Origin of the sequence: Mycobacterium sp. RTGN6, assembly GCF_033804605.1 — a bacterium.
Classification (GTDB): Bacteria; Actinomycetota; Actinomycetes; order Mycobacteriales; family Mycobacteriaceae; genus Mycobacterium.
Genome location: NZ_JAPZKZ010000003.1, coordinates 47,933 through 59,917, shown reverse-complemented (window position 1 = coordinate 59,917; position 11,985 = coordinate 47,933). Strand labels below are relative to the sequence as shown.

General features: G+C 65.3%; 11 protein-coding genes. 4 read left to right on the top strand and 7 right to left on the bottom strand.

Annotated features, from left to right (window positions below; genetic code table 11):
* Positions 1 to 40: 40 nt before the first annotated feature.
* A complete protein-coding gene (locus SLQ33_RS08275) occupies positions 41 to 1,072 on the bottom strand; it encodes an acyl-CoA dehydrogenase family protein (protein WP_319453342.1) in 1,032 nt (343 codons plus the stop codon).
* A 279-nt stretch (positions 1,073 to 1,351) separates the two neighbouring features.
* Here SLQ33_RS08275 and SLQ33_RS08270 point away from each other — a divergent pair, with 279 nt between their 5' ends.
* Positions 1,352 to 2,509 carry an acyl-CoA dehydrogenase family protein gene (locus SLQ33_RS08270; protein WP_319453341.1) on the top strand — a complete coding sequence of 386 codons (1,158 nt, stop codon included), beginning with the start codon at positions 1,352 to 1,354 and terminating at the stop codon, positions 2,507 to 2,509.
* Here the strand turns inward: SLQ33_RS08270 and SLQ33_RS08265 are convergent.
* A complete protein-coding gene (locus SLQ33_RS08265; protein WP_319453340.1) occupies positions 2,498 to 3,313 on the bottom strand; it encodes a TetR/AcrR family transcriptional regulator in 816 nt (271 codons plus the stop codon). The genes SLQ33_RS08270 and SLQ33_RS08265 overlap by 12 nt on opposite strands.
* Before the next feature lie 276 nt (positions 3,314 to 3,589).
* On the opposite strand from SLQ33_RS08265, the gene SLQ33_RS08260 reads away from it, so the two are divergent.
* Positions 3,590 to 4,777, top strand: a complete 1,188-nt coding sequence (locus SLQ33_RS08260; RefSeq protein ID WP_319453339.1) for an amidohydrolase family protein — start codon at positions 3,590 to 3,592, stop codon at positions 4,775 to 4,777.
* 75 nt (positions 4,778 to 4,852) lie between these two features.
* On the opposite strand, the gene SLQ33_RS08255 is transcribed toward SLQ33_RS08260, so the two are convergent.
* Genes SLQ33_RS08255 through SLQ33_RS08240 form a run of 4 tightly spaced genes read right to left on the bottom strand, consistent with a single transcriptional unit; the run spans position 4,853 to position 8,696 of the window.
* A complete protein-coding gene (locus tag SLQ33_RS08255) occupies positions 4,853 to 5,683 on the bottom strand; it encodes an enoyl-CoA hydratase/isomerase family protein (RefSeq protein ID WP_319453817.1) in 831 nt (276 codons plus the stop codon).
* Between the two features lie 2 nt (positions 5,684 to 5,685).
* Positions 5,686 to 6,753, bottom strand: coding sequence for a hydroxyacid dehydrogenase (locus tag SLQ33_RS08250; protein WP_319453338.1), 1,068 nt, complete (start codon positions 6,751 to 6,753; stop codon positions 5,686 to 5,688).
* The gene (locus SLQ33_RS08245; RefSeq protein ID WP_319453337.1) at positions 6,750 to 7,868 is read right to left on the bottom strand and encodes a TauD/TfdA family dioxygenase; all 1,119 of its coding nucleotides are present in this window, start codon (positions 7,866 to 7,868) and stop codon (positions 6,750 to 6,752) included. Before SLQ33_RS08245 ends, SLQ33_RS08250 begins: the two co-directional genes overlap by 4 nt.
* Positions 7,869 to 7,904: 36 nt before the next feature.
* Positions 7,905 to 8,696: an HpcH/HpaI aldolase family protein gene (locus SLQ33_RS08240; protein WP_319453336.1), complete on the bottom strand. Its 792-nt coding sequence runs from the start codon at positions 8,694 to 8,696 to the stop codon at positions 7,905 to 7,907.
* 80 nt (positions 8,697 to 8,776) lie between these two features.
* Here SLQ33_RS08240 and SLQ33_RS08235 point away from each other — a divergent pair, with 80 nt between their 5' ends.
* Positions 8,777 to 9,922: an acetyl-CoA acetyltransferase gene (locus tag SLQ33_RS08235; protein ID WP_319453335.1), complete on the top strand. Its 1,146-nt coding sequence runs from the start codon at positions 8,777 to 8,779 to the stop codon at positions 9,920 to 9,922.
* Positions 9,922 to 10,344 (top strand): Zn-ribbon domain-containing OB-fold protein, encoded by a 423-nt coding sequence (locus tag SLQ33_RS08230; RefSeq protein WP_319453334.1) that lies wholly within the window; start codon positions 9,922 to 9,924, stop codon positions 10,342 to 10,344. Before SLQ33_RS08235 ends, SLQ33_RS08230 begins: the two co-directional genes overlap by 1 nt.
* Here the strand turns inward: SLQ33_RS08230 and SLQ33_RS08225 are convergent.
* Entirely contained in the window at positions 10,341 to 11,933 is a 1,593-nt protein-coding gene (locus tag SLQ33_RS08225; protein WP_319453333.1) for a class I adenylate-forming enzyme family protein, read from the bottom strand. The two genes, SLQ33_RS08230 and SLQ33_RS08225, sit on opposite strands and share 4 nt — an antisense overlap.
* Between the last annotated feature and the right edge of the window lie 52 nt (positions 11,934 to 11,985).

Sequence of the window (11,985 nt, the reverse complement as noted above, 5' to 3'; positions counted from 1 at the left end):
TCGCGCTCCCGGAGGGGTGGCGCGCACGCCCCTGCTGCGGTCAGCTCGCGACGGTGCCGTAACGCCGATCTGCCACTCGCTCGAGCACCGCGCCGGGTTCGGCGAATACGTTGGCCCAGCCGCGGGCCCGCCGGTAGTAGAGCTGGACGTCCTGTTCCATCATGAAGCCGTAGCCGCCGTGAATGTGCAGGCTGCGGTAGGTGGCATCGCGTGCTGTCTCGTAGCCGAAGACGAAGGCCATCGCCGCGAGCTCACTGGCCCGCTGCGGCTGGTCTACCACCGCGCAGGCAGCCCGATAGGCCAACAAGCGAGCACCGTCGACCGCGGTGGCGCTGTCGGCGAGCGGGTGGGACACCGCCTGGAACGACCCGATCGGCTTGCCGAAGGCGTGTCGCTGCTGAGCGTAGGAAACGCCCAGCTCGACCGCACGCGCGGCGATGCCGACCAGCGCTGCACCGGTCAGCAGGAGCCAATGGTCCACCGCGTCAGAGAACAGCTGACTCGCCTTCTCTCCCTCGGCCAGTACGGCGGCGCCAGGAGGCACGTCGACGTCGGCCAGCGGCATCGAGCCCAGGTTCTCCACCGGCACTCGATTCTCAGTCAGCTCGACCAGCACCACTCGGTCGCCCACCATGGCCACCGCTGCATCGGCCACCGCGCCGGCAGGTAGGAGTTCGAGACGGCCGCCGCGGGATGCCCGGGGCGCGAACGTGATCAACGTCTCCCCGGCCAGCGCTGTCGCCAATGTGTCTGCCGCAGGCCGGTTTCCACCGTCGCTGCACCCAGCCAGCAACTTGGCGGCGGTCTGAGCCTCGATCAACGGCGCGGCCGCCACCGCGCGACCGTGCTGCTCGGCGACGAGGGCGAGATCGAGGTCGGAGGCTTGCCAGCCGCCGTGGGCCTCGCCGACGGCCATCTCCACCACACCGCTGGCAACCAGCACTCGCCACAACGTCGCGTCGAATCCGGTGGGCTCGGCCGCGCGCACCCGTTCGCAGGAGGACTCCCGGGCGTACAGCGCCCGAAATGCCTCCACCAGCTGCTGCTGCTCATCGGACAGCCGAAGGTCCATGACTACGCGACCGGTCGGGCGCCGCAGGACGCGCGCATCGGACTCGGCAGGCGAGCTTGCCGAGCATTCACCGCCGACGGTGTGGCTGCGTGCTCCGCGACTGACATGGACCCTCCTCGTCGAGACTCTTCGGGACAAAACTACACTCTCATAAACGAGAATAGATACTCTCGACATCGACGATCCTAGGACGGTTCATGAACGGCCGGCGCTTTGACCCCCTCCCCCGCAATGCCCACCGGTGCGTGGCGACGACGCCGCAGCGGTCCGGTAGCTGACATGGACTTCCAACTTGGCCCCGCGGCAGAGGAGTTCCGCGCCGAGATACGCGCCCACCTCGACACCGTGATGACACTCGAACTCGAGGAACGGGTTTATCGCACCGGCGTCTCCCATGACGCCGAATTCGCCAAAGGCCTCGCCGCCAAGGGCTGGCTGGCTCCCGAGTATCCCGAAGAATTTGGTGGCCAGCAGCGCAGCGCGATGGAGCTTCAGGCATTCCACGAAGAACTCATGCGCGCGGAAGCACCCATCTACCTGATCGAGACGACGAAGATGGTCGCCGCGATCATTCACGATATCGGCACCCCCCTGCACCAACAGGTCCTCGCGAGTGCCCTCCGCGGCGAAACCACCATCGCGCTGGGGTTCACCGAGCCCGAGTGCGGGTCCGACGTTGCCGCCGCGGCAACCCGCGCTGTGCGAGCCGGCGATGACTGGATCATCAACGGCTCCAAGATGTTCACTACGAACGGTCACATCGCGGACTATGTCTTCCTGTTGGCGCGCACGGATCCCACGGTTGCCAAACATAAAGGCCTCACGATGTTCCTGGTGCCGCTACGCGATCATGGCGTGGAGGCGCAGGGAGTCTGGACGCTATCGGGCGAGCGCACCAATATCACGTTCTATTCCGACGTTCGGATCAGCGACACGTGGCGCATCGGCGAGGTCGACCGAGGATGGCAGGTGCTGCTGTTGTCACTGGAGCACGAGCATGCGTCGGGGTGGGGCCAACACATCGCGCGACTCTTGGACCATGCACAGCAGTGGGCGAGTACGGCGCTCGATGACACCGCGACACCTCGCCTCGCCGATCCCGACGTGCGCCGCCGATTGGCCAGGGTCGCAATGGATCTCGAGGTATCGACACTGCTGGAACGGCGCGGCGTCTGGATGGGCGAGCAGGGCCTGACTGCAACCGCGGAGGGCCCGATGTCCAAGCTGTTCAGCACCGAAGCGCTCGAACGCGCCGCGCAGGACATCAACGAACTCGTGGGCGCGGACGCGCTGCGGAGCTACTTCGACCCGTCGGCTCCCCAGCACGGACGGTTTGAGCAACTCATGCGGTTCTCACTGGGTACCACCATCTACGCAGGCACGAGCGAGATCCAACGATCCATCATTGCCGAGCGCGGACTCGGACTACCCCGTTGACTTCTTCCGCGATGTAGCGGCCTTCGCCCGTGGCGGGGTGGACTTGACGGCCTTGACCGCTTTCACAGCCTTGACGCTGCGTCGAGTGGGCGTCCGTCGGCTCGCCAGCTCGGTTGCCGGCGGGTACGGACTCACCGCGTGAAGGCACCACGACCACATCTCGTCTTCGCTGAGTTCGCCGCCCTCGATCCGGGTGTGCACGACACCGATCTGCGACAAGGACTGCAGGGTCGAATTGAGCAGCATGGTCAGCTGGGCTGCGGTGAGGTCATGACGCACGACGCGGGCTTTGATGCACGCAGTCAAGATCTGAGTGAGCAACCGCATCTGCGGCTGCCAGAACTTGTCGAAGTCGGCGGGCCGGTCGATCTCCAGGCCGAGGTGGTAGATCGTCACCACGTGCCCGCCGGCGAACCGCGACTCCGAGGCACGCGCCAGGAAGCCGCGACAGAAGGCCTCCAGCTGGCCCAACGGCTCCTTCGCCTCCCCCACCTCATGGCGGATGTCGGCGATGAACTGCCGGGTCAGGTTTTCGTAGAGCGCGAGCAGGAGCTCGTCTTTGCCGTCGAAGTGCTGGTAGAACGACCGCAGGCTGAGCTTCGATCGGTCGACGAGATTCTGCACGGTGAAGTCGACGCGACCCGTCTCCTGAACGAGTTCCAGTGCAGCGGCAAGGAAGCGGGAGCTATGGGCCAGGGCCCGCGCGCGCGCCGAACTCAGCCTGCGTTCGACGGTGCGCTCCTGCCACTCCGTATCCGGCGGCTCCGGTGTGGGTTCTGTCCGCTCGGCTGCATTCTCAGGCACGCGAGTCCCCGCCTCCTGTTTCGAGTACGACCATTGTCCGTTCTTGGTATTGCATGTTTCAGCATACGGTGCCTCGACCATGGCGGCGGTCATTACTGGCACGTGTCAGGCACGTCACTAGGGGCGTCCTGTCTCCCTCTGGGAATTCATCCGGATCCGGATTGCGATGCCGCGGCCGACCGTCCCATGAGGTAGCCTGGAAACGGTCATTCTCGCTTGTGGAAATGAGTGCGCCACATACCGAAGCCGACAGGCCCATGTTGAAGGAGTAGAGCGTTGACCGTAGACATCCCCATCGTCTCGCCGGACGACCACCTGGTGGAGCCGGCCGATCTGTGGACCAGCCGCCTGCCCGAGCGCTACCGGGACATCGGGCCGCGGATCGTTCGCACCCGAGGGCGCATGGATCCCACCGTCACGACCGACGTCGTGTTCATCGAGGACACCGACGGTCGTGCCGCGGACATCTGGCACTACGAAGACGCGATCATCCCGATCCCGCTCATCAGTGCGGCCGCAGGCTACGAAATCGACGAGATGGCCACCGACCCAATCACCTACGACGAGATGCGTCCGGGTTGTTTCCGTCCGGCGGACCGGCTCGCCGACATGGACATCGCAGGCATCGAGGCCTCGGCCTGCTTCCCCAATACCCTCGTCCGCTTCTGCGGCCAACGCTTCCTGCACGGCAAGGACAAGGATCTCGCCCTGCTCTGCGTTCAGGCTTACAACGACTTCCAGATCGACGAGTGGGCTGGTGGCTCCAACGGTCGGCTGATCCCGCTCGGCATCATCCCGCTGTGGGACGTCGAACTCGCCGCGAAGGAGGTCGAAAGGGTGGCGGCCAAGGGCATGCACGCCATCTGCTTCTCCGAGCTGCCCGCCCGGCTCGACCTGCCGTCCATCCACAGCGGTTACTGGGACCCCTTCTTCGCCGCCTGCGAGCGAAACCAGGTGGGCATCATGCTGCACATCGGATCGAGTTCCACGCTCACCAAGTCCTCCCCCGACTCTCCGCATGTGGTCACCAGCGCGCTGATGGCAGTCAACTGCACCATCGCGCTCGTCGACTGGCTGTTCTCCGCCAAGCTCATTCAGTTCCCCAAGCTCAAGATCGCGTTCGCCGAGGCGCAAGCGGGCTGGATCCCCTACTACCTGCAGCGAGTCGACGAGGTCTGGGACGACCGTCGGGCCTGGGGCGGTATTCATCCCCTGCTGACGGAACCGCCGAGCAGTCAAGTGCCCGGCCGCATCTGGTTCTCCACCTTCGGCGATCCGGTCGGGTTCCGGTTGCTCGATCTGGTCGGGACCGACCAGCTCATGTTCGAAACCGACTACCCGCACAACGACACCAACTGGCCACGGAGCACCGAGGTCGCCAACAAGGCGACCGAGGGCCTGGACGAGGAAACCAAGCGCAAGGTGCTGTCCACCAACGCGAAGACATTCTTCGGTCTCGTGTAGCGGCCGCTTACTCAGCTCGTCGCGAGGTGGGGCCGCGTCGCCCCACCTCGCGGGGGTGCGAGCGACGGAGCGAAGTCAGACCGACTTCCAGTTCGGTTCACGCTTCTCGACGAAGGCTCGGGGTCCCTCCACCGCGTCCTGGGTGAGTGCCACCTTCATTCGATAGTTCTCCGACAGTAGCTCGGCCTCGTAGATCGGCAGGGTAAGACCCTTGCGAACTGCCATGCGCGTTGCCCGAACCGCAAGGGGGGCATTGCGGTTGAGCGTTTCAGCTATCTCCCACGCCCGGTCCATGAGCATGTCGTGAGCGACCACTTCGGTGACGAGCCCGAGTTCGTACGCACGTTGCACACTCAGTCGTTCGTGTCGACCCATCAAGGCCATGCGCATCGCGACGGGCAACGGCAGGACCCGGGCGAGACGGACGGCTTCCCGCCCTGATGCGAGGCCGATGCTCGTATGGGGATCCATGAAGGTGGCCTGGTCCGAGGCAATCGGGATATCGGCAATGGTGACGAGGTCCAGACCTGCGCCACAGGCAATGCCGTTCACGGCGCAGATGATCGGCTTGGTCATCTGCAGCCACGGTGGTGTCGCTTCCTGCGGCGCATCGAATTGGCGCAGTGAGCTCAGCAAGGGGTCACCTTGGGTGTCGATGCCCATCGCGAACTCGTTGTCGTGGGCGACGGTCTGATTCACGTCGGCGCCGACGCACAGGGCCCGGCCGTTACCCGTGATGATTACCGTCCAGATGTCGGCTGACTTCTCGATGGTGGCGTAGACCTCGGCGAGCTCGGAGATCATCTGGTTGTTGATGGCGTTGAGCACCTCGGGCCGATTCAGGGTCACACACGCCGTGCGATCCCGGACCTCGAACTCGATGGTCGAATAACTCGCTTGCGGCACGCTCACAGCGGATCCGCCGACGGACGGAAGCCGAAGACGTCGTCGAATCGATCGCAATAGCGCGGCCACACGTCGCGGTTTATCAAGCGCGGTGGCGGCTTTCCGTCGAAGATGGTCCGCCACTGCGTGGCGGTGGCCACCCCGATGTGGTGGGCGGCCTCCACGGTGATCCCGGCCGTGTGTGGGCTCGCCACCACGTTGTCCAGCCCGAACAGGGGGTTGTCGGATTTCGGTGGCTCGTCGTGGAAGACGTCGATCCCCGCTCCTGCGATCTGACCGCTTGCCAGCGCGTCGTAGAGGGCAGCTTCGTCGTGCACGCGACCACGTGCCGTGGTGATGAAGAAGGCGGTGCGCTTCATCGAGGCGAACTCGGCTCGACCGATGAGGCCCTCGGTCTCGGCGGTCAGCGGACAGTTCAGCTGGACGAAGTCGGAGCGTTCGAGTAGTTCGGCCAGCACCACCAGCTCGACCCCGCTCCGTTCGGCCGCGACGTCGTCGAGGTAGGGGTCGTGCACCAGGACGTCCATCTTGAACGGGGCGCACAGCTCGACCAGTCGGCGGCCGATAGCGCCCATTCCGACGATCCCGACGGTCTTGCCCAGCAGCTCACTGCCCTGTAGCACCAGCCGATCGCCGAGGTCCCCTCGACGAAGCACGCGATCAGACAGGGTGATCTTCTTGGCCAGATCGAGCATGAACCCCAGCGCATGCTCGGCGACGGCTTCCGCGCCCGGACCCGAGTTGTTGCACACCGCGATTCCGGCTCGGGTGCAAGCCTCGACGTCGATGACGTCATAGCCGGCGCCCGCCGAGCACACTGCGAGCAGTTGCGTGCAGCGTGCGACGAGGTCGGCGCCGGCCAACCACTGAGCGCCCCCGGCGACACCGGCCACGTCGGTGCGAGTGGCGACTTGGTAGCCGTGCGCGGCTTCCAACGACGCCCAGCCCTTGGCCGTGTCGGCAGCCAGGTCCAGCGCGACGACGTCAATCGGGGAGGCGGCAAGAATCTGCCCGGCGACGGGGTCTGTCCACCGTTCGTAGACCAGCCGTGGTTGCACGCTCGAGGTCATCGTCCTGCGACTTTGGGCTTCGCCTGGGCAGCCTTGAACATCTCAGCCAACGCAGGATCGACGTTGGCGTAGTCGTTGCGGGCGACCTTGAGACTGCGGCCTGGGATCGTGTCGTAACCCAGCCGCGCATCCTTGTTCTCCATGTGGAAGAACTCGCGACCGATCGGCAGCCGACGATCCTCGAGGGGCACCTCCATCCATGCCCGCAGGAAGCACCGCGTCCGCTTCGGGTCGGTACTGCTCACGAAGTCGGAGCGCGAATGGCACATCGCGAAGTTGTTCGCGACCGCCGCCTCGCCGGACTCCAGCCTGACTTCGATCTGCTGGCGGATGAGGACCTCCCTGAGCAGTTCGACGGCTTCGGTCTCCTCCGCGGTGAACTCGCGACCCAGCTCGTGCATCGCCGGCAGAATGCTGCTGTAGGTGAAGTTGATGCAGACGCGGCCGTCGACCTGAGAGAAGATCGGGACTTCGTAGGGCGTGATGTCCGGCTGGTCGTCGTACTGCTCGCTGCGGCGATGATGGGGGAAGCCGCGGTAGAGCACGGGCAACAGGTCGGGGCGTTCAGCGAGGATGGTGTTGTGCGCGGCGGGGCCGCTGGCGAACTGGCTCGCACCACCCTCTGCGGCCGGGTAGACGCAGAGCAGGGACAAGATGTCGGCGGCATCGTTGTGCATCGCGAGCTCGGCTCTTGACTTCGTGCCGCGCGCCGGCTGAACGCCGCCAGGCAACACCTCTTCCTGCACCCGCACCATGCGGTCGCCGAGGGAATTGTTCGAGACCAGGTAGCCCAGGTGCGTGCAGAAGGCCCAGTAGATGCGCTCCAACTCTTCGATCGAGTGTTGCTCGACGGGGAAACCGCGTACGACACAGACGCCTCTGCCATTCATCAGCTCCTGGTACAGCCGGGCGAGGTCGTCGTCGAGGTCGGGGTGCCGGGCGTCCGCTGGCGAGATCTCGTCACGGTCCTTGCCTGCCGTGGCATGCAGAATCGACTGCAGCGCAGCGACATTGGCCGAGGACAGGTCGAATGCCACATCCTCCTTGGTCGGGAGATCCGCTCCGGTCCAGGCCATCGGTCCGGTAACGGTGTCGTGGTAGATCGGTGTGGCCATTGCGCTGATCCTCCTGTGATCGGTGTTGCCAACAGTTCAATGCGTGTCGTGGTGCCTGGTGAGGCCGCGGAGTTCGCGGGCACGGGAGGTGGCTGCCTGGGTGAACATTCCGACATCCGTGCCCGCGCTGATGAACTTCAGCCCGAGGTCTGCGAAGTGCTGAAGTTGGGTGACCGACTTGATTCCGGCGATGCCGAAGGCGACGTCGTGCGATCGGCAGGCGGCGGCCACTGCGCCCACGGCCTTCAGGAAGCGGTCGTGCTCGTATTGGCCGTGGATGCCCAGCTCGGCGGTGAGGTCGCTGGGGCCCAGGACGATCATGTCGACACCGTCGACGGCGGCAATGGCATCGCAGGCCTCGACACCGTCCGGCGATTCGATCATCACGGCGACGACGGTCTCGCGTTCCAGCACGGCGGTCAGGTCGGTGGGCGACAACGCCGCGTAGCCGCTGACCGCATTGGGTCCGGCGGCCGACCGGTGCCCAAGCGGTGGAAAACGCGCGGCGTGCACCACGCCCTCCGCTTCGGCCTTCGAGTTCACATGGGGGACAATGACTCCGACGGCGCCGCTGTCGAGGATCCTGGCGATCAACGTCGGCTCCTGGGAGGGCACCCGCACCAGCCCCGAGATGCCTGCACCCAAGGCGCTGACGCACAACATGCCCGCGGTCTCCACCGACGTGGTGGTGTGTTCGAGGTCGACGTAGATGGCGTCGTAGCCGCACGCTGCCGCGATCGCTGGAACATCAGGCGTGCGGGCGTTGATCAGCGCCAGGCACAGGACGAGCTCGTCCTGGGTGAGCGCTGCCTTCAAAGACCCGGCCATCAGCCCACCATAGCTGAGCGAGAACGCTGATTTCCACTCTTACCTCGCTGCCGTTCTCAAATGTGGTAACCATAGTACCCATGGCTAGCAGGAGGGTTGCGATCGTCGGGGCCGCTCTGTCGGATTGCGGCCGGGTCCCAGACAAGACCGCGGTTGCGCTCATGGCGCAGTCCAGCAGGCGTGCCGTCGAAGATGCCGGCCTCACCAAGAGTGCGGTGCAGGGCTTCGGTGCGCACGGCGTCGTGCAGCCGCCGATCGAGGTCGCCGAGCACCTGGGGCTCACGCCGAGCTGGATCGACTCGACGAACGTGGGCGGCTCCTCGTGGGAGGTGATGGCACAGCACTGCGCGTCGGCCATCGCCACCGGGGAGCTCGACGTCGCCCTGCTCACCTACGGCTCGACCGTACGCTCCGACGTCAAGCGACAGCTCCGCGCGTCGACGGCCGTCATGCCTACCTCGGGCCCGATGCAGTTCGAAGCACAGTACGGGCACACGCTGGTGGCCAAGTACGCCATGGTCGCCCGTCGCCACATGATCGAATTCGGGACGACTGCCGATCAACTCGCCGAGGTGGCGGTGGCCGCCCACGAGTGGGCAGCCATGAACGAGGATGCGTTCGAACGGGAGCGGCTCTCGATCGAAGACGTTGCCGCGGCTCCGATGGTCGCCGATCCCTTCACTACCAAGCACATCTGCCTACGTACAGACGGCGGGGGTGCCGTCGTCCTCGCCAGCGAGGACGTCGCCCGCCACTGCGCGAAGGAACCCGTCTGGATTCTCGGGACCGGCAGCGCGGCATCTCACGTCAGCATGAGTCAGTGGAGCGACCTCACCACGTCGGCCGCAGCGAGGTCGGGCGCCGAAGCGTTCCGCAAGGCGGGTGTCGAACCCGCGGAGATCGACGTATGTCAGCTCTACGACTCATTCACCTCGACGGTGCTGCTCATCCTGGAGGATCTGGGTTTCTGCAAGAAGGGCGAGGGCGGTGCGTTCATCGAATCCGGCGCGCTTCGACCGGGAGGCGCGCTGCCGATCAATACCGATGGCGGCGGACTCGCCGCATGCCATCCCGGAATGAGGGGAATGTTCCTGATGGTCGAAGCAGTCCGTCAGCTCCGAGGCGAATGCGGCGAGCGGCAGGTACCCGATGCAAACCTGGCCTGCGTCAGTGCGATGGGCGGCTTCTTCAGCCACAGCGCCACGATGATTCTCGGCAGGCAGTGATGTCGGCCGGGACAGCCGCAGACGACCCCACCCCGGACGAGGACTCAGCTGCGTGGTGGGAAGCGCTAGGGCGCCACGAGTTGATGTTCAACCGCTGCCGCGCGTGCGAACAGCCTTCGCTGTACGCCCGCTCGTTCTGCCCCCACTGCTGGAGCGAGGATGTCGAGCTCGAGCAAGCCAGCGGGCGCGCCACGCTCTATACGTGGAGTGTCGTACATCGCAACGGACCTCCATTCGCCGACCGGGTCCCCTATGTCGCGGCAATCGTGGAGCTGGCCGAAGGACCACGGTTGATGACGATCATCGAGGGCTGCCCCGTGGCCGAACTCCGGGCGGACCTCGAGCTCGTAGTGGCCTATCGAGACAAGCCAAACGGATTGACGCACCACATTTTTCACCCTGATGGGTGGCAACCGGACTAGCCGAGGGCCTCGAGCTCGGCGAGCCGTGGAGCACGCAGGCGCGGGTGGCGTTGCGATCCGGCCTCCAGCTTGTTTCGTTCCACCTTGCCGTTGGCGTTCGTCGGCAGCGGCTCATCCCAGATGACGAGTTCCTCGGGCAGCTTGTACTTTGCCAGGCCCGCCGCCGTCAGGTTTTCGATGACGGCGGTGAACGTCACCACGGCTTGGGCTTCGAGCACGACGGCGACGGCTAGGCGCTCCCCCGTCACCGCGTCGGGCACCGAATAGCCGGCACATTGACGTACGCCGCCCAGTCCATTGATTGCGTCCTCTACCTCCGCGATGGGGATCTTGAGCCCATTGCGGATGACGATGTCGCGGAGTCTGCCCACGATGCGGATTCGCCCTTCGTTGAGCTCGGCGACGTCACCCGTGTGGAACCAACCCTGCTCATAGGCGTGTTCATCGTCTTCTGGGTCGGTATAGCCCAGGAAGGCATGCGGGCCGCGGATACAGCATTCGTTTGGATCCAGTGACGAACCGATCCGGACCTCGACGTCATCGAGTGGCACTCCGTCGTAGGAATGCCGCATTTCCTCACTGTCTCCGCGCAATCCAGAGGTGCTCGTTGGCACCTCCGAGGACCCGTAGGCGCGCATCACGACGATGCCGAAGTCGCGCTCGACTCGTTCGACGACACTCCTGTCGAGCATCGTCCCGCCAACGTAGGCCGCCCTGAGCGGTACTCGTCGGCCTGCTTTGACCGCTTCCTCCAAGATCCGGTCGAGAAGGCGGTCGGGTCCGCCAAACCAGGTGCCGCCGGACGAGGCGAGCAGTTCGGCGGTCGCCGCAGGGCTGAAGCTGTCCTCCAACACCACGGGTGCGTTCAACATCGGACCGATGAACATCACCTGTAGCGCTCCGGTGACAGAAGCGAACGGACTCACCACGAATAGTCTGTCGTCGGAATCGAGGCCCGCGGCGACGATGTGGTTGGTCGCCGCCTTCCCCAACGTGCTCAAGGAGTGGACGACGCCCTTCGGCCTCGAGGTGGTACCGGAGGTGTAGAGCACCAGCGACGGCGCGTCCGCCGCTCGGCGAGATTCGACGGAGGCCACCGATGATGCGGTGCCTTCGGCGGCTGCTCCGGCCAGGTCGATCCACGAGCAGATCTCGTTGACCCCCTCCGTGGTCGCGAGCCAGCTTCGTGGTGCGACTCCCACCTGTGCGGAGGCGCCGGCGGCGATGTCGGCGAGGTGCGCGCGCCCGGCATTGAGTGGTGCGAGCAGCGCCACGGCATCGACCCTCAGGACCGCGTGCACCGCGATCACTGAATCGACGTCGTTGCCGATCGCGAGGAGGACCGGGGTATCGGCCGTAACCCCAAATGACTTCAGCGCCAGCGCAGCCCGATCGATTCTATGATCGAGCTCGCCGTAGCTCAGCGTCTCGGTACGGGTGATCACAGCGGTCGCAGTTGCGTCACGCAGCGCGGCCGAACGAACGGTATCCATTGGACTGGCCGACCAGAATCCGGCTGCCCGGTAGCCGGCTCGCAGCGCGTCGGCGCGCTTGTTGGCTTGATCTAGCAGGCTAGGCGCCGTGTTCATGCCGCCCCTTCGCGTCAGTGACATTCTTACTTCTGTAAATGTAGTGTCTCAT